Origin of the sequence: Stenotrophomonas maltophilia (assembly GCF_013464485.1) — a bacterium.
GTDB lineage: Bacteria > Pseudomonadota > Gammaproteobacteria > Xanthomonadales > Xanthomonadaceae > Stenotrophomonas > Stenotrophomonas maltophilia_AW.
Map to the genome: position 1 here is coordinate 84,202 of NZ_RAUX01000012.1, position 20,057 is coordinate 104,258.

Annotated in this window: 22 protein-coding genes, 5 tRNA genes, 1 pseudogene and 1 riboswitch; of the genes and pseudogenes, 19 read left to right on the forward strand and 9 right to left on the reverse strand. The window is 66.3% G+C overall.

Translation table 11 applies throughout. The features are described from left to right. Positions 1-16 precede the first annotated feature (16 nt). From kdsB to D7Y61_RS06065, 13 genes and pseudogenes are all read left to right on the forward strand, one after another. Entirely contained in the window at positions 17-790 is a 774-nt protein-coding gene (gene kdsB / locus D7Y61_RS06005; protein WP_180865525.1) for a 3-deoxy-manno-octulosonate cytidylyltransferase, read from the forward strand. Beyond that, entirely contained in the window at positions 787-1,275 is a 489-nt protein-coding gene (locus D7Y61_RS06010) for a low molecular weight protein-tyrosine-phosphatase (RefSeq protein ID WP_180865526.1), read from the forward strand. The genes kdsB and D7Y61_RS06010 overlap by 4 nt, the downstream gene beginning before the upstream one ends. Continuing rightward, entirely contained in the window at positions 1,272-2,684 is a 1,413-nt protein-coding gene (locus tag D7Y61_RS06015) for a hypothetical protein (protein ID WP_180865527.1), read from the forward strand. The genes D7Y61_RS06010 and D7Y61_RS06015 overlap by 4 nt, the downstream gene beginning before the upstream one ends. Beyond that, the gene (uvrC, locus tag D7Y61_RS06020) at positions 2,681-4,525 is read left to right on the forward strand and encodes an excinuclease ABC subunit UvrC (RefSeq protein WP_180865528.1); all 1,845 of its coding nucleotides are present in this window, start codon (positions 2,681-2,683) and stop codon (positions 4,523-4,525) included. The genes D7Y61_RS06015 and uvrC overlap by 4 nt, the downstream gene beginning before the upstream one ends. Before the next feature lie 18 nt (positions 4,526-4,543). Next, positions 4,544-5,170, forward strand: a complete 627-nt coding sequence (gene pgsA, locus D7Y61_RS06025) for a CDP-diacylglycerol--glycerol-3-phosphate 3-phosphatidyltransferase (protein WP_021203601.1) — start codon at positions 4,544-4,546, stop codon at positions 5,168-5,170. A 116-nt stretch (positions 5,171-5,286) separates the two neighbouring features. After that, positions 5,287-5,362, forward strand: a tRNA-Gly gene (locus D7Y61_RS06030). Between the two features lie 138 nt (positions 5,363-5,500). Beyond that, positions 5,501-6,573: pseudogene (locus tag D7Y61_RS22715) on the forward strand (NAD(P)/FAD-dependent oxidoreductase). 111 nt (positions 6,574-6,684) lie between these two features. Further along, positions 6,685-6,760 (forward strand) — tRNA-Gly (locus D7Y61_RS06040). Positions 6,761-7,079: 319 nt separating this feature from the next. Beyond that, positions 7,080-7,478, forward strand: coding sequence for a hypothetical protein (locus tag D7Y61_RS06045; RefSeq protein WP_180865529.1), 399 nt, complete (start codon positions 7,080-7,082; stop codon positions 7,476-7,478). Positions 7,479-7,940: 462 nt separating this feature from the next. Next, positions 7,941-9,293: an efflux transporter outer membrane subunit gene (locus tag D7Y61_RS06050; protein ID WP_180865563.1), complete on the forward strand. Its 1,353-nt coding sequence runs from the start codon at positions 7,941-7,943 to the stop codon at positions 9,291-9,293. Next, complete coding sequence (locus D7Y61_RS06055) at positions 9,290-10,429, forward strand: ABC transporter permease (RefSeq protein WP_180865530.1); 1,140 nt, start codon at positions 9,290-9,292, stop codon at positions 10,427-10,429. Before D7Y61_RS06050 ends, D7Y61_RS06055 begins: the two co-directional genes overlap by 4 nt. A 10-nt stretch (positions 10,430-10,439) precedes the next feature. After that, positions 10,440-11,168, forward strand: coding sequence for an ABC transporter ATP-binding protein (locus D7Y61_RS06060; RefSeq protein ID WP_180865531.1), 729 nt, complete (start codon positions 10,440-10,442; stop codon positions 11,166-11,168). Beyond that, a complete protein-coding gene (locus tag D7Y61_RS06065; RefSeq protein ID WP_180865532.1) occupies positions 11,165-12,085 on the forward strand; it encodes an HlyD family secretion protein in 921 nt (306 codons plus the stop codon). The genes D7Y61_RS06060 and D7Y61_RS06065 overlap by 4 nt, the downstream gene beginning before the upstream one ends. Before the next feature lie 2 nt (positions 12,086-12,087). On the opposite strand, the gene D7Y61_RS06070 is transcribed toward D7Y61_RS06065, so the two are convergent. Together D7Y61_RS06070 and D7Y61_RS06075 are read right to left on the reverse strand one after the other, a co-directional pair. After that, entirely contained in the window at positions 12,088-12,537 is a 450-nt protein-coding gene (locus D7Y61_RS06070; protein WP_180865533.1) for a hypothetical protein, read from the reverse strand. Continuing rightward, positions 12,530-12,907: a hypothetical protein gene (locus tag D7Y61_RS06075; RefSeq protein WP_180865534.1), complete on the reverse strand. Its 378-nt coding sequence runs from the start codon at positions 12,905-12,907 to the stop codon at positions 12,530-12,532. Before D7Y61_RS06075 ends, D7Y61_RS06070 begins: the two co-directional genes overlap by 8 nt. A gap of 153 nt (positions 12,908-13,060) precedes the next feature. Between D7Y61_RS06075 and D7Y61_RS06080 the strand changes: the two genes are divergently transcribed. The 3 genes from D7Y61_RS06080 to D7Y61_RS06090 all read left to right on the forward strand — a co-directional run bounded on the left by D7Y61_RS06080 (position 13,061) and on the right by D7Y61_RS06090 (position 13,495). After that, positions 13,061-13,136: transfer RNA gene (locus D7Y61_RS06080), tRNA-Gly, on the forward strand. A gap of 142 nt (positions 13,137-13,278) precedes the next feature. Next, positions 13,279-13,354, forward strand: a tRNA-Gly gene (locus D7Y61_RS06085). Positions 13,355-13,421: 67 nt separating this feature from the next. Beyond that, positions 13,422-13,495 (forward strand) — tRNA-Cys (locus tag D7Y61_RS06090). A gap of 76 nt (positions 13,496-13,571) precedes the next feature. Here the strand turns inward: D7Y61_RS06090 and D7Y61_RS06095 are convergent. Further along, entirely contained in the window at positions 13,572-14,027 is a 456-nt protein-coding gene (locus D7Y61_RS06095; RefSeq protein WP_180865535.1) for a hypothetical protein, read from the reverse strand. 192 nt (positions 14,028-14,219) lie between these two features. Here D7Y61_RS06095 and D7Y61_RS06100 point away from each other — a divergent pair, with 192 nt between their 5' ends. Continuing rightward, on the forward strand, positions 14,220-14,489 hold the full coding sequence (locus D7Y61_RS06100; RefSeq protein WP_180865536.1) for a hypothetical protein: 270 nt from the start codon (positions 14,220-14,222) through the stop codon (positions 14,487-14,489). A gap of 15 nt (positions 14,490-14,504) precedes the next feature. Here D7Y61_RS06100 and D7Y61_RS06105 read toward each other — a convergent pair whose 3' ends face one another. The 3 genes from D7Y61_RS06105 to D7Y61_RS06115 all read right to left on the reverse strand — a co-directional run bounded on the left by D7Y61_RS06105 (position 14,505) and on the right by D7Y61_RS06115 (position 16,762). Next, complete coding sequence (locus D7Y61_RS06105) at positions 14,505-15,269, reverse strand: thioesterase family protein (protein WP_180865537.1); 765 nt, start codon at positions 15,267-15,269, stop codon at positions 14,505-14,507. A gap of 117 nt (positions 15,270-15,386) precedes the next feature. Beyond that, positions 15,387-15,587 carry a hypothetical protein gene (locus D7Y61_RS06110; protein WP_180865538.1) on the reverse strand — a complete coding sequence of 67 codons (201 nt, stop codon included), beginning with the start codon at positions 15,585-15,587 and terminating at the stop codon, positions 15,387-15,389. 98 nt (positions 15,588-15,685) lie between these two features. Beyond that, the gene (locus D7Y61_RS06115) at positions 15,686-16,762 is read right to left on the reverse strand and encodes an alpha/beta hydrolase family protein (protein ID WP_180865539.1); all 1,077 of its coding nucleotides are present in this window, start codon (positions 16,760-16,762) and stop codon (positions 15,686-15,688) included. A gap of 261 nt (positions 16,763-17,023) precedes the next feature. On the opposite strand from D7Y61_RS06115, the gene D7Y61_RS06120 reads away from it, so the two are divergent. Beyond that, entirely contained in the window at positions 17,024-17,530 is a 507-nt protein-coding gene (locus tag D7Y61_RS06120; protein ID WP_180865540.1) for an AAA family ATPase, read from the forward strand. An 18-nt stretch (positions 17,531-17,548) separates the two neighbouring features. Here the strand turns inward: D7Y61_RS06120 and D7Y61_RS06125 are convergent, their stop codons facing one another. Further along, positions 17,549-18,040 (reverse strand): DUF6265 family protein, encoded by a 492-nt coding sequence (locus tag D7Y61_RS06125; RefSeq protein ID WP_180865541.1) that lies wholly within the window; start codon positions 18,038-18,040, stop codon positions 17,549-17,551. A 134-nt stretch (positions 18,041-18,174) separates the two neighbouring features. Here D7Y61_RS06125 and D7Y61_RS06130 point away from each other — a divergent pair, with 134 nt between their 5' ends. Further along, on the forward strand, positions 18,175-19,008 hold the full coding sequence (locus D7Y61_RS06130; RefSeq protein WP_180865542.1) for an AraC family transcriptional regulator: 834 nt from the start codon (positions 18,175-18,177) through the stop codon (positions 19,006-19,008). Positions 19,009-19,011: 3 nt separating this feature from the next. Here the strand turns inward: D7Y61_RS06130 and crcB are convergent, their stop codons facing one another. After that, on the reverse strand, positions 19,012-19,404 hold the full coding sequence (crcB, locus tag D7Y61_RS06135) for a fluoride efflux transporter CrcB (RefSeq protein ID WP_180865543.1): 393 nt from the start codon (positions 19,402-19,404) through the stop codon (positions 19,012-19,014). An 82-nt stretch (positions 19,405-19,486) separates the two neighbouring features. Continuing rightward, a riboswitch (Fluoride riboswitch) is annotated at positions 19,487-19,550 on the reverse strand. Positions 19,551-19,572: 22 nt separating this feature from the next. Then, positions 19,573-19,974: a transcriptional regulator gene (locus tag D7Y61_RS06140; protein ID WP_180865564.1), complete on the reverse strand. Its 402-nt coding sequence runs from the start codon at positions 19,972-19,974 to the stop codon at positions 19,573-19,575. Positions 19,975-20,057: the final 83 nt, after the last annotated feature.

The window sequence follows — 20,057 nt, forward strand, 5'->3', positions numbered from 1 at the left end:
CTGCCGAGTACCCCACATGACCGAATTCGTCGTCGCCATTCCGGCCCGCTACGCCGCCTCGCGGCTGCCGGGCAAGCCGCTGCGCATGCTGGGCGGTGAACCGCTGGTGCTGCATGTGGCGCGTCGCGCGCTGCAGGCGGGGGCCGGCGACGTCTGGGTCGCTACTGACGATCAACGCATTGCGGACGCGCTGTCCGGGCTGGCCGAGGTGAAGGTGGCGATGACCGCCACGTCGCATGCATCGGGCACTGACCGCTTGGCCGAGTGCGCGCGTATTGCCGGCTGGGCCGACGACACTGTGGTGGTCAACCTGCAGGGTGACGAGCCGTTTGCGCCTGCGGCCGGCATCCGCGCGGTGGCCGAAGCCTTGGTCGACGGCAAGGCGCCGATGTCGACCCTGGCGACCTCCGTCGAGGATGCGGAAACCCTGTTCGACCCGAACGTGGTCAAACTGGTCCGCAACGTACGCAACGAGGCGATGTATTTCAGCCGTGCGCCGATCGCCTGGCATCGCGATGGCTTCGCACGCAGCCGCGATACCCTGCCGGCCGGTCATGCCTGGCTGCGGCATATCGGCATCTATGGTTACCGGGCGGGTTTCCTGCAGCAGTTCGCAGCGATGCCGCCGGGGCAGCTTGAACAGGTCGAGTCGCTGGAGCAGCTGCGGGTGCTGGAAGCGGGTTACCCGATCAGCGTGGCCATCTCGCCGGAGCCGTTCCCGCCGGGCATCGACACCCCTGAAGATCTTGAGCGTGCAGAGGTACTGCTGCAGGCGATGACGGCACGATGAAGCTGCTGGTCGTCTGCCTCGGCAACATCTGCCGCTCGCCGATGGCCGAAGGTGCGCTGCGCGCACGCCTGGAGGCGTCGCCGCTGGCCGGGCGGGTGCAGGTGGATTCGGCCGGCACCGGAGACTGGCATGTGGGTGAACCGCCGGACCGTCGTGCGATCGCCTGCGCGGCCGGGCATGGCGTGGATATCGGTGGCCTGCGTGCGCGCCAGCTGCAGGCTGAGGATTTCGAACGATTCGACTGGATCCTGTGCGCCGATGAGGCCAACCTCCGCGACGCCGGTCGCCTGGCCACGCCAGCCCAGCGCGAGCGGCTGGCGTTGTACCTGCCGTGGACCGGCGGGAGCGGGCGGGGGGCGATCCCGGACCCCTACACCGGCGGCAGTGATCATTTCGAACAGGTCTGGAAACTGGTCGACGATGCTGCAGAACGTGCGCTGGCACGACTGTTGCATGACGCCGACTCCGGCATAATCGGGTCATGAACGTCCAGCCCGTCCCGGACCTGCCCGAGTTCGCCACCTGGCTTAACGCCACGCCCTGCACCCTGACCGAACTGCGCGGCCGGCCGGTGGCGCTGCTGTTCGTCAATGCGGCCTCTGCCTGGAGCGCGCAACGCCTGGCCGAGTTCGGCCAATGGCTGTCGCGCCACCCTGGGAGGCTGCAGCCGCTGGTGCTGCAGGTGCCCCGCTTCGATTACGAACGCGACGCCGGCGCGGCATTGAAACTGCTGCGCCGCCAGGGCCTGACCATGCCGGTACTCCTCGATGCCGACTGGGACGGCTGGCGTCGCTTCGGCGTTACCGCTTGGCCGACCCTGGTCCTGCTGGATGCGCAGGGCCGCGAACAGCAGCGGCTGGTCGGGCAGGGGGCACCTGGTGAGCTGGAGCGTGCCTTGAACGCGCTGTGCGAAGGCGCACCGTCGGCGCCGCCGCGTGGCGGCAGCGAACTGCATCCGGAACCCCGCCAGGCGCTGCGTTTCCCGCTGGGCCTGGCGGTCAGCACCGAGCGCCTGTACATCGCCGACAGTGGCCATCACCGCATCCTCGAATGCAGCCACGGCGGGCGCATCCTGCGCCAGTTCGGGTTGGGGACGGCCGATTTCATGGACGGCAACCTCGCCGAGGCCGCGTTCCATCGCCCCCAGGCGCTGGTGCTGGAGCGCGACGCGCTGTACGTGGCCGACACTGGCAACCATGCCGTGCGCCGCATCAACCTGCTGACCGGCATCGTCGACACGCTGTGCGGCAATGGCCGCCCCGGCGCACCGGTGGAGGGCCCGGTAGCGCAAGCGCGGCAGGTCTCGCTGGACCATCCGGTCGGCCTTGCCATCGCCGACAACCAGCTGCACATCGCCATGGCCGGCGACAACCGTATCTGGAGCTATCACCTGGGCCAGCGCAGCCTGCAATGGCGCGCCGGCAGCGGGACCATCGACGAACGCGACGGCAGCGGCCACCTGGCGGCATTCGCGCAACCGACCGCATTGGCCGTCGTGCAGCAGGTGCTGTACGTGGCCGATGCGCTGGGGTCCTCGATCCGCGCACTGCAATTGCGTGGCGATCTGGTGCAGACGCTGGTCGGGCAGGGGCCCTGGCGCTTCGGCAATGACGATGGCCCGCGCGCGCAGGCAAGCCTGCAGTTCCCGCAGGCCATTGCCCTGAGCCCGGATGCACCGCTGCTGTGGATTGCCGATACCGGCAACGGCCGCCTGCGCACGTTGCGCCTTGGTGGTGGTGAACTGACTACCCAGCCGCTGCCGCGTCGCCTGCATGGCCCGGCCGGCCTGACGGTGGGCGCAGGTGCCGTGTGGATCGCCGAGACGGATGCCCACACCGTACTCCGTTTCGACCCCGACAGCGGCGTGCTCAGCGAAGTGCCGATCAGCGAATGACCGACGTTCCCGCCCCGGCCTTCGACGGCAAGGCCTTCGCGGCCCAGCTCAGCACTGCACCGGGTGTGTACCGCATGTACGCTGCGGACGACACCCTGCTGTACGTAGGCAAGGCGCGCGCGCTGCGCAACCGCGTCGGCAGCTATTTCAACGGCAGCCCGAAGAATGCGCGGATCATGTCGATGATCTCGCAGATCGTGCGCATGGACGTAACGGTCACGCGCTCGGAAGCCGAGGCGCTGCTGCTGGAAAATCAGCTGATCAAGTCGCTGTCGCCGCGCTACAACGTCTCGCTGCGCGACGACAAGACCTACCCGCATGTTCTGCTGACCCGCGAGGATTGGCCGCGCATCGCGCTGCATCGCGGCCCACGCGCGATTCCCGGGCGCTATTTCGGGCCGTACCCGGGCGTTACTGCCGTACGCGAAACGCTGAACCTGATGCACAAGCTGTTCAAGCTGCGCAGTTGCGAGGACAGCGTGTTCCGCAACCGCTCGCGGCCGTGCCTGCAGTATCAGATCGGCCGTTGCAGTGCGCCCTGCGTGGAGCTGGTGGCGCCTGCCGAGTACGCCGAATCGGTGCGCCGCGCCGCGCTGTTCCTGGAAGGCAAGAGCGATGAGCTGACCCGCGAGCTGGGCGAGCAGATGCAGACCGCCAGCGAGGCGCTGGAGTTCGAACAGGCCGCGCGCCTGCGCGACCTGATTTCCTCGCTGCGCAGCATGCAGACCCGCCAGTATGTGGACGGCCGCGCCGCCGACCTGGACGTGCTGGCGGTGGCCATGCAGGGCTCGCAGGCGTGCGTGCTGCTGCTGGCCTTCCGCGATGGCCGTAACCTCGGCACCCGTCCGTTCTTCCCGCGCACCAATGGCGAAGAAAGTCCGGAAGAAGTGCTGGCGGCGTTCGTCTCGCAGTACTACATCGAGTTCGAGCCGCCGCGCGAGATCCTGCTGGACCGCGAGATTCCCGATGCCGACCTGCTGGTTGCCGCGCTGTCGGCCTCGGCCGAGCGCAAGGTGCAGCTGAAGTGGAACGTGCGCGGCGAGCGCGCCGGCTATGTCGAGCTGGCCAGCCGCAACGCGCAGCTGACCCTGGCCACCGAGCTCAACAGCCGCAATGCGCAGCACGCGCGCAGCGACGCACTGCGCGTCATGCTGGGCCTGGCCGAGCCGGTCAAGCGCGTGGAATGCTTCGATATCAGCCACACCCTGGGCGAGGCCACCGTGGCCTCGTGCGTGGTGTTCGATGCCGCCGGGCCGGTGCGCGCGCAGTACCGCCGTTTCAACATCAGCGGCATCGAGCCGGGCGACGACTACGCCGCCATGCGCCAGGCCATCGACCGCCGTTTCCGTCGTGCGGTGGAAGAGCAGGGCGTGTTGCCGGACGTGCTGCTGATCGACGGTGGCGCCGGCCAGCTGGCCCAGGCCCAGGCCGCGCTGGCCGACCTGGGCGTGGAAGGCGTGCTGCTGGTGGGCGTGGCCAAGGGTGTGGAGCGCCGCGCCGGCCACGAAGCGCTGGTGATGCCTGACGGCCGCGAACTGCGCCCAGGCGCGGCCAATCCGGCGCTTCAGTTCATCCAGCAGGTGCGCGACGAGGCCCACCGCTTCGCCATCACCGGCCATCGGGGCCGCCGCCAGAAGGCACGGATGACCAGCAAGCTGGAGGACATCCCCGGCATCGGCCCACGCCGCCGCGCCAGCCTGCTCAAGCATTTCGGCGGTCTGGTCGGCCTGAAAGCAGCCGGTGAAGCGGAAATCGCCAAGGTGGAAGGCATCAATGACGCCCTCGCGGCGCGCATCTACGCTAACCTGCACGGGTTGGCCACGCCCGATGCGGCCGAGTAGAGAGAGAAGCACGCAAGCATGAAGTTGACCCTGCCCACCTGGCTGACGTTGTTGCGGATCGTGATGATCCCAGTGCTGGTGCTGGTGTTCTACCTGCCCTACACCTGGACCAACTTCGCGTCGGCGGCGATCTTCGGCCTGGCCGCGATCACCGACTGGCTCGATGGCTGGATCGCTCGCCGCTACCAGCTGGAGTCGGCCTTCGGCGCCTTCCTCGATCCGGTTGCGGACAAGCTGATGGTGGCGGTGGCGCTGTTCCTGATCGTGCAGGGCCACCCGACGCCGTGGATGGCGTTCTGGGCGGCGGTCATCGTCGGTCGCGAGATCGCGGTGTCGGCGCTGCGCGAATGGATGGCCGAACTGGGCCAGCGTGCCAAGGTGCGCGTGGCGATGATCGGCAAGATCAAGACCACCGCGCAGATGGTTGCGCTGCTGTGCCTGCTGTACTCGGTGGCCCCGAACGTGCCGGTGGAAGACATCTGGATGGGCTGGCCGGTGTTCCACATCGGCGACTGGACCTTGGCGATCGCCGCAGTGCTGACGTTGTGGTCGGGCCTGCAGTACCTGCATGCTGCCTGGCCGAGCCTGCGCGAAGACGAGCGCGCCGCACGCGAGCGCTCGCGGCAGAAGAAGCTGGGCAACTGAGCCCCATCAATGCGCGCATCCACACATGGCGCGGATACGCGACGCTGGGTGCCTCGCAGACCCGGAAAAAAAATGCTTGACGCCATCCTTGGAATAGGTAGAATTTCGCCTCCCAAGCGGGAATAGCTCAGTTGGTAGAGCGCAACCTTGCCAAGGTTGAGGTCGCGAGTTCGAGTCTCGTTTCCCGCTCCAGATTCAAGAAGAACGCTCCCGTAAGGGGGCGTTTTTCGTTTGCGCATCGCGCACTTCATCCCCACCTCACGGCGGCTCCTTCGCCGCACCACGCCGCTGCTTGAAGCTGCATCCCGGTTCCTCCAAGGCGATGCAGCAATGCCGCATACTCCCTCCGCTTACGACCACGATGTGGTCATCGTCGGCGCCAGCTTCGCCGGTGCGGCCTGTGCACTGGCCGCTGCCCAATACGGCCTGCGCGTCTGCGTGCTGGAACGCAAGGCCGAACCCGGCGAGCGGCTGCACACCACCGGCATCGTGGTGAAGGAGGCGATGGAGCAGACCTGGCTGGGGCGCATGCCCGAGCAGTTCTTGCAGCGCGTCGCTAACGTGCGCCTGTATGCGCCGAACCTGCGCAGCGTGTTGCTGGCCGCACCTGATGCGCTGGCTGGCCAGCGAGCTGCGCGCGAATGGTGTCGACCTGCGCCTGCGGCAGTCCTTCACCGACGCACGTCGCTGTGGTGACGGCTGGCAGGTGGAAGGGGCAGGGCGCTGCGCCTATCTGGTCGGCGCCGACGGTGCACGCTCACGCGTTGCCCAGCGCACCGGGCTCGGCCAGGTGCGCGACAATCTCTACGGCGTCGAACGTGAGTTCGCCGGCCTGCAGGTGACGCAGGGCGATGCGCTGCATTGCTTTGTCAGCAAGCGCTACGCGCCGGGCTACATCGGCTGGGTCGCGCAGAACCCGACCGGGCTGCAGGTCGGACTGGCGCTGCGTCATGACCCGCAACAGGTGCGGCCGCCGGACATTGATGGCTTCCTCGATCACGTGCGCGACGTGGTCGGCATTCCGCCTTCGGCGCGTCCCCTCGGCCACTCGCGCCGGCCTGGTGCCCTGCGGCCGGCCGGAGGGGCCGATCACCGGCCAACGCCTGATCCTGACCGGCGACGCTGCTGGCATCGTCTCGCCGCTTTCCGCCGGGGGCATCCATTCCTCATGGCGGCATGGCTGGGCGGTCGGCGATGCCATCGGCCGCCACCTGGGTGGCACCGGCCCGCAGCCGGAGCGCGTGGCGCGGCAGGTGGCGCCGGCATTTCATGGCAAGCGCCTGCTGCGCTGGGCGATGGATCATCTGCAGGCCGATTGGCCGCTCAACGCGCTGCTGCACACGGCAGCCACACGCCGAATGGCTGAGCAGGTGTACTTCCACCAGCGGGGAGTGCGGGCCTGAGCGCCGGCCGGGAGCCGAACGCTGCCCCGCAGTCCAGGTGAAGATTCCTGTTGACGCCGTGCAGCAATATCGACACAATGGCGCTCCTTCGACGCAGGTCGAACGGAATCTGCGGGAATAGCTCAGTTGGTAGAGCGCAACCTTGCCAAGGTTGAGGTCGCGAGTTCGAGTCTCGTTTCCCGCTCCAGTTTCCATGCTGGACATCGTCAAGAGTGTTTCCAGCCTTGTCGTCTCACAGTGTTCTGCTCCTGTGAGATGGTCGTCGGAAGTACCTGCCAATCGCTCCAGATCAATGCCCGGAATCGCGGTGGCCAGGTGTGAGGAATTCCTGCGCGGGCAGCCATGCCTGCGCATGGGACACATCTCCCGACCCGAGGAGCGGCAATCATGGCGCTCAACAACGCTGGCACCCGGCAGGCCAGGATCTCCGGAATCACGTACACGCCCAGCCTTCTGCAGACTGCCACTGGCAAGGCAGGCTTTGATCTCTACCGGAAGCACATTGCATGATCTTCGACGATTTCGTGAATGGCAGGTCGACGGTGCGGTTCGGGGCGTCGCTGGAAAGCCTCATGCCGGGTTTTCAGAAACCGGACGTGCAGATGATCAGTGAGCCGGACCAGCGCTTCGCGGTGTTCTCGCAAGGCATCGAGTACCTGTTCGACATGAACCAGCTCTGCCTTGTTCAATATGACATCTGGCGCATCCATGAAATGTCCTTCCACGGGCATCCCATCGACGCGTCGACGTCCGTGGAGGCGTTCGAGGGATACCTGTCTGAAGCGGGACTGGCCTTCAGGCAGGAGCACAGCGATGGGCAGATCATTCTGCTGACCGCGACGGGCGTGAAACTGTACTTTGACGGGCAGACGCGCTGCTTCTGCACAGGCATGAAAAGCGGCTGACTCTCCAGGTACTGCGTCTTGCCTGGAAGAGTGACCAGCGGGTATGCAGCATTCCGGGCAGGCCGGGAGCCGCCAGCGGTGACATGCGGTGACGGGTACTGCTGACGCGTTCCAGCGATTGGCCGGGACCTCGCGCGTTCCCGTGCGCGCGCGGCATCAAGGGCGCATGCCGTGAAGAGTATGTGCCTGAATGCGCCACACGTGCCTGCAATTGTCCAGTGTTCAGCTTGGCACCCTCAACGAAAGGCTGTGGAAAGGGCCGGGGTTTGCAATGCGCGCACTGCACTCGCGTTGTTACGCACCTGCGACCGGTTCTCCATGTTGACTCCACAATCGCAATCCAGACTCCAGGGCTCCCTTTCCCTCGCAGGTGGGCCGGTGCCCGATTGCCATTCCATTCAAGCGCTGTGTGCACACCGCCGCGTCGTCGCATCGCGCGTGGTTGCAGGCATTGCGGCGCTGATGGCCTGCGTATTGCTGGCGGGATGCGTGTCGGTGCCACTGCCTGACCTGCCACAGCAGGTGCCCAGTACCTGGCAGCAGCCCGCCCCGGCGCAGGGCGGGGAAGTGGACGCACGACAGTGGTGGAAGGCGCTGGCGGACCCGCGGTTGGATGCGCTGGTTGAAGAAGCCATTGCCGGCAACCTCGACCTGCAGCAGGCTGCGCTTCGCCTGCAAGCGGTGCGTATCGTCGCAGGTACCTCCAGCTCGCGCTTTCTTCCGGAGATCTCGGCCAGCGCCAGGCAGGTGCAGGACGCCGCCGCTGTCGATACCTATTTCCATGCCGGCATCGAAGCGATCTGGGACCTGGGCCTGTTCGGTGCCGCCGAGAGCGCGCAGCTCAGCGCGCAGGCCTCGGCCGGAAATGCCGAGGCGCTGCGCAGTGCCGCACAGGTGGCGGTGATTGCCGACGTGGTGCGCAGCTATCTGGACCTGACCGTGGCACAGGCCCAGCAGGACCTGCTGGCCCGCCAGCAATCGGTGGATGACCGCGGCGAGCACCTGGCCCTGGTCCGCCAGCGCCTGCGCCTGGATGAGCCTGGCGAACTGGATCGCCTGCGTGCACGCCAGGCCGCGACCCGCGCCGCCATCGCACAGGCCCGGGAAAACGCCGACAACGCGGCTCGCGCGCTGGCATTGCTGCTGGGCCGCGATGGCCCGGATCCAGCCTGGCGCGCCTATCGCACGCCGCCGACGCTGGGTGCGTTCTCGTTGCAGCAGGTGCCCGCCGATCTGCTGCGCCACCGCCCGCAGATCCTGCTGGCCGAATCAGAGGTGATGCAGGCCGCCGCCAGCAAGGGCTCCGCGCGCGCCGCGATGTATCCGCGGGTCAGCCTTGGCGGCTCCATTCTGTATGCCTACAACCTCACCCAGAACGCCCGCTCCAACTCCGACTCCAGTCCGTCGATCGGCCCGTACGTCGATATTCCGCTGTGGGACTGGGGCCAGCGCCGCGCACGCTTCCATGCCGATGAAAAGCAGCTGGATGCCGCGCTGCTCGGCTACCGCAAGGCGGTGCTGGAAGGTGTGAGCGAAGTGGAAGGCGCACTGGGCAGCTTGGCGCGGCAGGACAGCAGCATCCAGGCGCTGCGCGCGGCCGATGATGCGGCCGGCCAGCAGGTGAAGCGGCAGGCACGGCAGGTGCAGTTGGGCCTGTCCAGTGAGTTCGATGGACTCGACACGCAACGCGCCGCGCTGGCCTCGCAGGCCGACCTGATCGGTGCACAGGGCGCACGCGTGCTGGCGTTTGCGTCGCTGTACCGCGCGCTTGGCGGTGCGCCGTTGCCGGTCGAGACCGAGGATGCGGCGCAATGATCGCACTGGCCCGCAAGACCCTGGCCTATGAGTGGCGCCGGTTCCTGCCGGTGGTGCTGGCGATGTGTTTCGCCGGCGTGTTGCTGATCGTGCAGGCCGCACTGGTGCTGGGTATCTTCGGCACTGCCGCGATCTACGTGAAGGCGTCCTCGGCCGATATCTGGGCCGGGTTCCCTGGCACCCAGAGCGTCAACTACGGCCATGCGATCAGCGCGGATGTTGAAAGCCACCTGCGCATGGACCCGGATGTCACCCGCGTCGAGCCCTACGAATGGGTGGATGGCGAGTGGCGTTCCAGTGCACAGGGGGCAGGCAACGTGTCGGTGTACCTGTCCGGCATTGCCACCCGCGACGACGCGATGATGTTCGCGCGCATCCTGCCTGCCAACCTGCGTGCGCAGTTGCGCGAGCCGGGCGCGGTGATTGTCGACAGCGCCGATCTGGACACGCTGGGCGTGGACCTGCGGAACAACCGCGCCTGGATCAACGGCAAGGCGGTGCGTGTGGTTGCCGCGCAGCCGGGCCTGCGTGGTCTTGGTGGCGTCAATGTGCTGGCCTCGCTCGACACCGCGCGCGCCATCGCCGGTACCGACCCGCATGAGGGCAGTACCTATTTCGTGGCGGGCCTGCGCTCGCCGGAGCTGGCCGATCACGTGCGTGAGCGCCTGACGGCATCGATGGGCCAGGCCACACCGGTCGAGTTCTGGACCGCACCGGAATTCGCCAGCCGCTCGCAGCAGTACTGGTTGTTCGATACCGGCGCGGGCATCGCAGTGTTGTTCATGGCCGTCATCGTCTGCTTTGTCGGCGCGGTGATCACCAACCAGTCGTTTGCGTCGGTGGTGGCCGGATCGGTACGCGAGTACGCCACGCTCAATGCACTCGGTGCGGGTCGCTATGCGCTGGCGCGTGTGGTGTTCGAACAGGCCCTGCTGATCGGCGGCGTGGGCATGTTGCTGGCCGCAGCCTTCAGCACGATGGTTCTGTTGATCGCGCAGACCCAGCGCGTGCCGGTGCAGCTGACGCCGATGGTGATCCTTGGTTGCGTGGCGCTGGTTGCGGTGATGGCCATGCTGTCGAGCATCATGGCGGTCCGCAGCGTGGTCCGTTCCGATCCATCGTTGCTGCTGCGTTGAGGACCGGCCGATGACCTCCAAACATGCCGTCGCCCCCACGTTGCAGGCCGACGCACTGGAAAAGGGCTTCATGTCCGGCGATGTGCAGGTGCCGGTGCTGCGTGGCCTGTCGCTGGACATCTATCCCGGCGAGCTGACCCTGGTATCCGGCCCGTCCGGCTGCGGCAAGAGCACGCTGTTGTCGCTGCTGTCCGGCCTGTCCGCACCCGATGGTGGTCGCGTGCATGCACTCGGCCAGGATGTGGGCCACATGAGCCGCAGCGAGGTGGAGCGCTTCCGCCTGCACCATGTCGGCTTCGTGTTCCAGGGCTTCAACCTGTTCCCGGCGCTGACCGCGCTGGAGCAGGTGCAGCTGCCGCTGGGCTACCGTGGCATGCGCAATCGCGAAAGCGAACTGCTGGCCCGTAAAGCGCTGGAAGAAGTGGGCCTCAGCCACCGCAGCCACATGCGTCCGGCGCAACTGTCCGGCGGCGAGAAGCAACGCGTGGCGGTGGCCCGCGCCTTCGCCAAGTCGCCGACGCTGATCTTCGCCGACGAACCCACCAGCGCGCTGGACGCCGAGAACGGCCAGCGTGTGATCGACATCCTGCATCGCTACGCACGTGCGCATGGCGCCACCGTGCTGTGCGTAAGCCACGATCCGCGCCTGATCCGGCATGCCGATCGGGTGATCGCCATGGAAGACGGCATGGTCCGTGATGACCGCCGCCAGAACGAAACCGTAGAGTCCGCCCCATGACCAAGACGCCGCACCTGTTCTCCCTCAGCCTGGCCCTGTTCGCAGCACTGCTGCTCGGTGCCTGTTCCAGGGACGGGACTGCACCTGCAGGGACACCTGCGGGCAAGGCCGGAACCGCAACAGGCGGCAAGATCGCGGTTGCGCGCGGGATCATTGATGTCGAGGGTGGCCTGATCGCACTGGCACCGCCGGTGGATGGCTCGATCACCGGCGTGCCGGTAAAGGAGGGGGCCATGGTGAAGAAGGGGCAGCTGCTGCTGTCGCTGGATGGTGCCCTGTTGCAGCAGGAGGTGGCGATGGCCACCGCCGAACTTGCCTTGGCCAATGACCGTTCGAGGGGCAGCGAGGCGCAGCTGCGCGAACTGGAGCGCAACGCCACCCGCCTGTCCACGGGCGCCAGCGAAGGCGTGTCCTCGAACCAGCAGGCCGATGCGGCCAAGCAGCAGCTGGCCGGTGTGCGCGCCGATGTCGACGTGGCGGGTGCGCAGGTCGATATGGCGCAGCACAAGCTGGAGCACGCGAAGCTGAAACTGCAGCAGATGTCGTTGAGCGCGCCGGAAGCCGGCACCGTGGTCGGCCAGGTGCCGGGCCTTGGTACCTTCGTGCAGGCCGGCAAGCCGGCGATTTCGCTTTTGCCGGCGCGGCCGCTGCAGGTACGCGCCGAGCTCAGCGCCGCCTATGCCGATGCTGTGCAGGTGGGGATGCAGGCCACCGTGGTGCCGGACAGTGATGGTGCCGAGAACACCGGCACGCTGCCGTCTGCACGCGTGGTGCGCATCAGCCCGATGTTTGCGCAGGCGCGTCTGCCTGAAGATGCAGGGCGTGGCGTAGCCAAGGTGGTGGAATGCGTGCTGGAGTTCGATGGCGAGCCCAAGGCGCGCTTCGGCCAGCATGTGCGGGTGGAGTTCCGGAAGTAGGCCTAGCGCTGCGGCGAAGAAGCCTGTGGTGACCCTCGACGCCTTATCGCCCGCCACGCACTCACCAGCGATGCCACGCACAGCGCCAGCAGCAGGCCCACGTCCAGCAGCAGCAGCCACAGCAGATGCATGCCGCGAACCGGAGGCTGGTGCATCGCTGACAGCATCCACGGCACCGACCACGCCAGCAGCAGGGCGAAGGCGATCAGCAGGCGCAGCCACAGCCGTTTGAGTTTCCAGGGCCGCACGATCAAGGCGGCCACCACCAGTTCAACCGTGCCCAGCAGCGCGAACACGATGACGGTACTGGTCGGGTAGGGCAGCTCGGTGCCCTCCAGGCGGTGCAGCAGCCAGTAGTCCGGGGTGAAGCCGGCATTGACCAGCGCTGCGATCAACGCCAACCAGGTGAGCGCGACCAACAGCCAGAACAGACGGACATAGCGTCTAGGCATCGGTGGTATCCGTAATGCGGAGCGGTCGGCTGCGTGATGAAAGCCGGCGGCTGGCGATGATTGCAGCCAGTGTCAGCAAGCCGGGCCCGACCGTGAAGTACAGCAGGCGCAGCGGGTGGTTGTGCATCAGCGTCCAGATGGCGAAAGCCACGGGGACCGCCAGTACCAGCAGCTTGGCCCGCAGCGGTCGCAGCACGGCGATCAGTGGCTGGGCACCGATGAGCACCCAGAACAGATAAAACTGGGCGATGCCCAGGCCGACGTCACGATGTGAGGTAAAGCCGAAATGGTTGCCATACCAGTTCATTCCCAGCGGCATCAGTGCCCAGTACAGCAGGGCCACCAGCAGATGCAGCAGCAGGGCGATCAACAGGGGCGTGCCGCGAAGGAGCATGGGCGAGCGAGGCCTGGCGGGGCAGCGTACCCCAACGCGGACGCTCGTGACCGCATGATGTGAAGACTGTTGACGGCGTGAAGGAATTTGGACACAATAGCGCTCCTTCGACGCAGGTCGAATGAATCTGCGGGAATAGCTCAGTTGGTAGAGCGCAACCTTGCCAAGGTTGAGGTCGCGAGTTCGAGTCTCGTTTCCCGCTCCAGATTCTACAGGGCCCCGGTAGGGGCCTTGTTTTTCTCCCGCCACGGCAAGGCGGGGCACGTTGGGCCACAAGGCTTTGCGCGCAGTCAGAAATGTGAAATCGCTGGTGTGTGTTCCGGATTTCCGGTACCATGACGGCTTACGCGGGAATAGCTCAGTTGGTAGAGCGCAACCTTGCCAAGGTTGAGGTCGCGAGTTCGAGTCTCGTTTCCCGCTCCATGTTCCGACAGGCCCCATCTTGGGGTTTTGTCTTGTCAGGGGCTTCGTTCCTGGCGCGCAGTACGTTGGCCTCATGGCAGAGTGGCTATGCACCGGATTGCAAATCCGTTTACAGCGGTTCGATTCCGCTTGAGGCCTCCAAATAAAGCCCTGATTTATCAGGGCTTTTTCTTTTGTCGCAGTGCCGCGCTCGTGCAGCGCCTCGCCGATCCTCGTCCTATGGGGTTGCCTGCGTTGCGCATGCGTCCAGCAGAGGCAGCAGGCCCTGCGTACTGAAGGTGTTGCGTGCAACGCTGTCGCGCGCGGTGATGCGCTGACCACCGGCACGGATCTGCTCAACGATCACAGCGGTATCGCGATCCAGGATGATCCTTCGATCACTTGCTTCTGAATGGGCATCGACCTGCACACCAATCTCGGTGTTGCCGACCTCGCTGAACGACACGCTGATGGTAGGCGCGAGCCCCGGCTCGAAGATGAAGTACGGGAAGGGGCGCGACGGAGCGCGGGGAAAGACTGCGCATCTGCCGGCGCTTTCGTCCGTATCGCCCTTTCGAACCAGGGTCCACGCCGACGGTGGATCAGCGGGCAGCCTGTCATCCGCGCGTACCGGCTGCATGCCGACGGGACTGATGATGGATGCGGCGGTAATGAGCAGGGCGTGGCGATACATGACGGTTCTTGTCGCAGTGCCTGACGGTGCCTTGGCGGGGCCGCAGCATAGCGCGTCGGGCACCCGCAGGTGGCGTTCCAGTCTCATTCCCCCACGACATGGCAAGGCGCTATGGTCAGGTTCCAAGTCTTAGGGAGCTGCAATGGCGAGCAAGGACATGAATCACTGCGGTATGCAGCCGGTACGCGGGCAATGAGCAAATCCTCGGCGGAAGTACGCTGGCTGACGTTCCGGCTGATGAACGGCCAATCGATCGGGCCGGACCGTTTGAAGGACGGGTGGGTGGTCGCTTCGGAAACCCGGCACTGTGGTGTGCGTCGCGAGGCCATCGAAGGCGCAGGCGTGGTTTACGCGCTGTATGCGCCGGCCAATCTGGCATCACCACGGCGCGCGGAGATGCGCATGCGCGAATTCCTGATGAGCTGCGGCTACACCTTCACCATGGGAACGTTGGGCGGCTGACACCGCCCATCGCCGTCATGGCCGTACGGTAAGTGCCTGGCCGAGCGTGCCGATTGGTCCGTGCGCATCGTGCAGCACGGTGCTGGTCAGGCCAAGCCCCTCGCGGCCGAACGAGACTGACGTGTCGAAGCCCAGCCATTCGCCTTCGGGTGTGCCGAACAGGTGGGCGGTCAGGTCGAGGTTGGGAAAGGCGATCTCCTTCGGGTCGGCGCGCACGGCCATGCCATTGGACAGATCGAACAGGGTGGCTGCACGCGCCAGCGGACTGACGGTCTCGCCGTCCAGCAGCGCATGTTTCGCACGCGCCCAGTAGGTGGCACGGCCTGGCCCCTGATCGTGTCGACGGATCTCCACGCTCTTGATGAATCCGCCGGGCCATACCGTGCCCGGGTCCCACGCCGGCATCGATTCCGGCGGTGCGATGGCAGCGATCGGTGTGCCGGCGATGGCCTGCGTATCGTTCGGGCGCATCAGCCACGCACGTACGCGCAGCGCCGCGCGATTGTCATGGCGCAGCGTGGCTTCGACCAGTTCGATGGTACGGCCGCCCCGCAGTACCTGCACCCCGGCCTCCATCGCTTCAATCGGAATGGTGCCGAGAATGTCGTAGGACAGGCGCGCGATCAGAAAGCCGTGACCACGCGCAGCGGCGTCGCGTTCCAGGTGGTGGGCGAGCAGTCCGATCGCAGGCGCAATGTGCTGCTCGCGGATGTTCCAGGCGCCGCCGGTATGTTCGGTTGGCAGGTAGCGGGTGTCACTCAGTCGTTCGAAGAAGGCCATCGTGTGCGTTGCTTCAACAGGGAGGGAGGCAGCGGGTGCTGCACCGGCGCCCGCATCGTAAGCGTTTGGCCACGTGGTGGGCGGGGCCGGCTCCCGAGGGAACCGGCCGGATGCCGGTCAGGGCGACGCGCAGTCCATTTCGCGGCACAGCTTGTACTCGGCCAGGCACTGCTCAGAGGTCTTGCCCAGCGGCCCATGGGTAGCACGCAGGCACTGTTCGTACTTCAATGTGCAGAACTCGCAGGTATCTGCGGCGAAGGCCAGGCCGGTCACGGCCATGCCAAGGAGCATCACGGTCTTCAAGGTCGTCTTGATCATCACGTCAGTCCTTTGTCCGCCCGTCAATGGGCCGGGCCACGATAGCAGCCGCTGCCGAGCTGTCCCGCCGCACTGCAGCACCGCAGCACGATGCTGCTTCAGCGCTGCACCGCCTTCAACGCCTCGATTACCTGGGCATTGGAGAAGCCGCAGTGTCCTTCACCCGCCGCAGGAAGCACCCGCGGCAGTGGCGCAGCGCCTACACGCGTGGCCAGCTGCGGATACACCGTCTGCATATGCGGCACGATGGTCGGGTCGTTGTGGTTGAACTGGATCACCAGGGGTCGCTTCAGCGCGCCTGTCATTGCCAGCGTGCCGCGCACGTGCGCCTGCGCGGCAGGCACGGCATTGATGCGCTGCACTCCGGCATTGAATGCGGCATCATCGCCGAAGCCGCTGTAGACCACGCCGATGTTGCCGACCGGCATGCCGCCGCTGCGTGTGGCCAACTCATGCAGGACCAGAGTGTGCAGGCTGATCGTACCGGCCAGTTCGTCGGGGGATACCTGCAGCCGCTGTGCCAGCAATGCGGCAGGCGCCGGGTCGCGCTGCAGCGCAGCGGCGATGCCCTGGTACAGTTCGCCCTGCGGCAGCACGGCTGCTTCGCGCGATGCCAATCCGGATCCTGGCAGGCCCTCCGCCTTGGGGAAGAAGTAATCGAACGCGATCAAGGTGGTCAGCAGTTCGGTCGCGATCTGTTCGCCACTGAGATTGGCTCCGCACAGCGACACGCCGCCGGCATAGTGTCTCGGGAAGCGTTCGAGGCTGCCGATGGTCACGGCACCGCCCATCGAGAAGCCCAGCATCCAGGTACGGCGTACGCGCTTGAGTTCCCGCGCGGCGTATTCGCGCAGGCGTTCGGTGTCGTTGATCGCATCGGCCACGGCCCAGCCCTGGCTGGAATACGCGCTCTGCGCGACGGCGTAACCCGCTCCCAGCAGTGCGGCTGTGCTGTCATTGGCCGCCATCGGCGTGGTGCGCGGCACACCCACGGGTTCATAGCCGTGGGCCAGCATCACCAGCTCGCCGTTCCAGTCTGCCGGCACATCCAGCCGCCAGGGCGCGCCCTGCAGTTCGCCGCTGAGCGCGCGCGGTGCCGTGGGCGGTGCGGCAAGCAATACCGTCGAAGGCAGTAGCAGGCCAAGAGCGAGGGCACATCGAAGCAAGGGATGCATCGCAGTCATTCCATCCGGGAATGGCGCCGAGCATAGATCGCGGCGCCACCTTGCGCGCGCTGCACTGCCGCAGGGGATTGCGGGCCGCACAGGCGGCGCTCTACGCTGGCTGCATGGCCCTGCACGTTGCCGCGCTGATTATCCGCATTCCCCACGGGAGGGCGGGATAGCGCGTAGCCGTCACGGTCACGCAAACCGCCCGGGAAGGCGGATTGCATGCAGCGCTCTCCCGGGTATTGGAATCCACCGAGGAGAGTGCAGATGCAACACCCGTTATCCACCCACGGTACCCCGACCCTGCACCTGCTGTGCGGCAAGATCGGTGCAGGCAAGTCCACGCTGTCGCAGCAATTGGCGACGAGGCCGCACCACGTGCTGATCAGCGAGGACGCATGGTTGGCGGCGCTGTATCCGGGCGAGATCCATTCCATCGCCGATTACCTGCAGCGCGCCGCCACGTTGCGCGCTGTGCTGGTTGATCATCTGCGCGCGTTGCTGCGGGCGCGCGTTTCCGTGGTGCTCGATTTCCCCTTCAACACACCGGCGGCACGCGCCTGGGCACGCGATCTGTTCGAGCCCACCGGCGCCGCGCACGAGCTGCATTTCCTCGACATCGATGATGACGTCTGCAAAGCACGGCTGCGTATGCGCAATGCGCGCGGCGGGCACCCGTTCCAGGCCAGCGACGATGAATTCGAGCAGATCACCCGTCATTTCGTGGCGCCGGCTGCGGAAGAGGGCTTTGTGGTGATCCGCCATACGGCGTAGGAGTGGGCGCGGTGCCGGTCAGGTTGCGGGCACCGCTCCACCGCAGGCGACCCGATGCATCGGGAAGTCGATCGCCTGTTCGGGATTGTCCTGTGCGACCTCGATGCGCGCATGCGCCCGCTGCGCGCCGAGGCGCCGGTAGCGGATGCGCTGCGGGAAGTCATTGGCTGGGTTTTCGAACACGGCTTCGTCGCCATCCACGGTGGTGGCGTTGAACTCGGTGGCGTTCCGGCCGGAGGGCAGGGCGGTCAGCACCAGGCGCCCATCATCGTGCTGGCGCAGTTGCATGAACTCGAAGCCCACCGTGCGACCGTCTCTCAGGCTGCGGCTGCTGCCCAGCAGGGTGCCGCCGGCGAGGGTGGACCACTGCTCGCCGGCACCGGCTGGCTGGCCATCAAGCTGCCAGCAACCGGCCAGCCAGGCAAGGTGTTCGATCTTCGACGGTGATGCGGACTGTGCGTGCGGGGCGGCCAGCAGCGGCAACAGGGCCAGGGCGATGCGGAGCGACATCGGTGCCTCCATGCGCGGGAGTGTGCGGCCTGTATAGCGCCCGGGAGATCGTGCGGCCAGTGCCATCCTTTCTAGTCATGATTCCGATACGATCTGTCGCATTGAGCTCGCCTCGCTTGACCCAAGGTCCCATCATGGTCGACCGTCTCGCCATTCTGCTTGAGCGCTTCGCAGTCACCGCTTCGGTGTTCCATGCAGGGGCGCTGTGCGGCATCAACACGCTGGATGGAGAGGACGACGCGGGCCAGTTGCACCTGGTGCGGCGTGGGCCGCTGCAGGTCAGGCACGGTCAGCAGACCGTGCAGGTCGAGGTGCCCAGCCTGCTGCTGTACCCACGGCCGATGCCACACCGCTTCAGTACCGACCCGCAGCAGGGGGCCGACATGGCCTGCGCGAACCTGCATTTCGAAGGCGGCCGACTCAATCCGATCAGTGCCGCACTGCCTGATTTCATCTGTCTGCCGCTGGCCGACCTGTATGGCGGCAACGCTGCGCTGGAACTGCTGTTCGAGGAGGCCTTCGAGCAGCGCTGCGGGCGCACCGCGATGGTCAACCGGCTGTTCGAAGTGGTGATGATCCAGGTGCTGCGGCAGCTGATGGAAGGCGGTGAGATGCGTGGCGGTCTGTTCGCCGGGCTTGGCCATCCGCGATTGCGACTGGCGCTGGTGGCAATGCACGAAGCGCCAGCCCAGGCGTGGACGCTGGAGGACCTGGCCGAGGTGGCTGGCATGTCACGCAGCGTGTTCGCGGCCAGCTTCCGCGAGGCGATGGGTACTACCCCAGGCCAGTACCTGCAGGGCTGGCGGGTCGGGCTGGCGCAGCAGGCATTGCGCCAGGGGCGGCCACTGAAGCGGATTGCCGACGAAGTGGGCTATGGCAGCGAAGCAGCGTTGTCTCGCGCGTTCAAGGCGCATACCGGACAGTCGCCACGGGAATGGCGGGGGCAGGCTCGAGCCAGTACGGCCTGAGTCTCAGCCCATCAACAGGCGGGTCAGCTTCATGCCGCCGAACAGGCCGGCCAGGCCCAGCGCCACCGAGCCACCGGCATACAGCGCGGCCAGCCCGTGCTGGCCACGTTGCAGCAGCAGGCCGATTTCCAGTGCATAGGTGGAGAAGGTGGTGTAGCCGCCCAGGATGCCGGTCGCCAGCAGCAGGCGCAGCTGCGGCGAAGCCCCGTTGCGCAGGGCGAAGGCTTCGACCACCACGCCCATCAACAGCGCGCCACTGATGTTGACCAGGAAGGTCGACCACGGCCAGGAGCTGCCGGCGGCTACCCGCGCGCCGATCAGGTTGCAGGCATGGCGAAGGCAGGCACCGAGGCCACCTCCAAGGAAGACCAGGACATAGTTGTTCAACGTTTGCATCGCGTGCCTCGAGTGCGGGTTCGCAGGATCGATGGCGAACGGCGAGGGCAGGCATGGCCTGCCGTCAACGAACGCCAGGTTCGTCTTGGCAGGAGCCATCAGCCCTCTCAGGCGGTTATCGGGGGAGCTCCATCCCCATCACGGCCCATGCTACCAGCGCAGGTACATTCACGTCATGGATGTGGTCAGCACACGCGCGACCTTGCTGCGGCTGAAGCCATCCATCAGCAGTTCGAACGCGAGGAGATCAAGCGCTGCGTGGCGGCGATGATCGATCTCCAGCCTGTTCTCTGCCACCAGGTGGCTGACCAGTTCGTAGGCGTCCTGCCAGACGTCGAGGTGGGCCTGGCTGGGGATGTAGGCGCTGCCGCGCTCGCCGACACCGAGCCCGCTGATCCCATACAACAGTTCGCGCGCGTCGAGCTTGGCGGCATCGGCGATGCGGAACAGCTGTTCGGCCTTCACATGGGAAGCGCTCACATGATCGTTGAGCCAGTTGCTGATGGTTGCCGTCGTGGATTTGGCGGCGCGGGCCAGATCGGCCGGGCGTGGGTGCCCGGCTTTCTTCATGGCGATGGCGAGTCGTTGTCCGAGAGTATTCATCTATGCAAGCCAGCTTAACGCGTGGATTGCGAAGAAGCCTTGTCGCAAGA

What these genes read in the sequence shown, in the direction of transcription:
- D7Y61_RS06095 (WP_180865535.1), bottom strand. Translation starts at nt 14,027, where the DNA reads ATGTATCGCCACGCCCTGCTCATTACCGCCGCATCCATCATCAGTCCC.
- D7Y61_RS06125 (WP_180865541.1), bottom strand. Translation starts at nt 18,040, where the DNA reads ATGTCGCTCCGCATCGCCCTGGCCCTGTTGCCGCTGCTGGCCGCCCCG.
- D7Y61_RS06010 (WP_180865526.1), top strand. Translation starts at nt 787, where the DNA reads ATGAAGCTGCTGGTCGTCTGCCTCGGCAACATCTGCCGCTCGCCGATG.
- uvrC (WP_180865528.1), top strand. Translation starts at nt 2,681, where the DNA reads ATGACCGACGTTCCCGCCCCGGCCTTCGACGGCAAGGCCTTCGCGGCC.
- D7Y61_RS06050 (WP_180865563.1), top strand. Translation starts at nt 7,941, where the DNA reads ATGGCCTGCGTATTGCTGGCGGGATGCGTGTCGGTGCCACTGCCTGAC.
- D7Y61_RS06060 (WP_180865531.1), top strand. Translation starts at nt 10,440, where the DNA reads ATGACCTCCAAACATGCCGTCGCCCCCACGTTGCAGGCCGACGCACTG.
- D7Y61_RS06055 (WP_180865530.1), top strand. Translation starts at nt 9,290, where the DNA reads ATGATCGCACTGGCCCGCAAGACCCTGGCCTATGAGTGGCGCCGGTTC.
- D7Y61_RS06100 (WP_180865536.1), top strand. Translation starts at nt 14,220, where the DNA reads ATGAGCAAATCCTCGGCGGAAGTACGCTGGCTGACGTTCCGGCTGATG.
- D7Y61_RS06105 (WP_180865537.1), bottom strand. Translation starts at nt 15,269, where the DNA reads ATGGCCTTCTTCGAACGACTGAGTGACACCCGCTACCTGCCAACCGAA.
- D7Y61_RS06070 (WP_180865533.1), bottom strand. Translation starts at nt 12,537, where the DNA reads ATGCCTAGACGCTATGTCCGTCTGTTCTGGCTGTTGGTCGCGCTCACC.
- D7Y61_RS06045 (WP_180865529.1), top strand. Translation starts at nt 7,080, where the DNA reads ATGATCTTCGACGATTTCGTGAATGGCAGGTCGACGGTGCGGTTCGGG.
- D7Y61_RS06120 (WP_180865540.1), top strand. Translation starts at nt 17,024, where the DNA reads ATGCAACACCCGTTATCCACCCACGGTACCCCGACCCTGCACCTGCTG.
- D7Y61_RS06110 (WP_180865538.1), bottom strand. Translation starts at nt 15,587, where the DNA reads ATGATCAAGACGACCTTGAAGACCGTGATGCTCCTTGGCATGGCCGTG.
- crcB (WP_180865543.1), bottom strand. Translation starts at nt 19,404, where the DNA reads ATGCAAACGTTGAACAACTATGTCCTGGTCTTCCTTGGAGGTGGCCTC.
- D7Y61_RS06065 (WP_180865532.1), top strand. Translation starts at nt 11,165, where the DNA reads ATGACCAAGACGCCGCACCTGTTCTCCCTCAGCCTGGCCCTGTTCGCA.
- D7Y61_RS06130 (WP_180865542.1), top strand. Translation starts at nt 18,175, where the DNA reads ATGGTCGACCGTCTCGCCATTCTGCTTGAGCGCTTCGCAGTCACCGCT.
- D7Y61_RS06115 (WP_180865539.1), bottom strand. Translation starts at nt 16,762, where the DNA reads ATGCATCCCTTGCTTCGATGTGCCCTCGCTCTTGGCCTGCTACTGCCT.
- D7Y61_RS06140 (WP_180865564.1), bottom strand. Translation starts at nt 19,974, where the DNA reads ATGAAGAAAGCCGGGCACCCACGCCCGGCCGATCTGGCCCGCGCCGCC.
- D7Y61_RS06015 (WP_180865527.1), top strand. Translation starts at nt 1,272, where the DNA reads ATGAACGTCCAGCCCGTCCCGGACCTGCCCGAGTTCGCCACCTGGCTT.
- kdsB (WP_180865525.1), top strand. Translation starts at nt 17, where the DNA reads ATGACCGAATTCGTCGTCGCCATTCCGGCCCGCTACGCCGCCTCGCGG.
- pgsA (WP_021203601.1), top strand. Translation starts at nt 4,544, where the DNA reads ATGAAGTTGACCCTGCCCACCTGGCTGACGTTGTTGCGGATCGTGATG.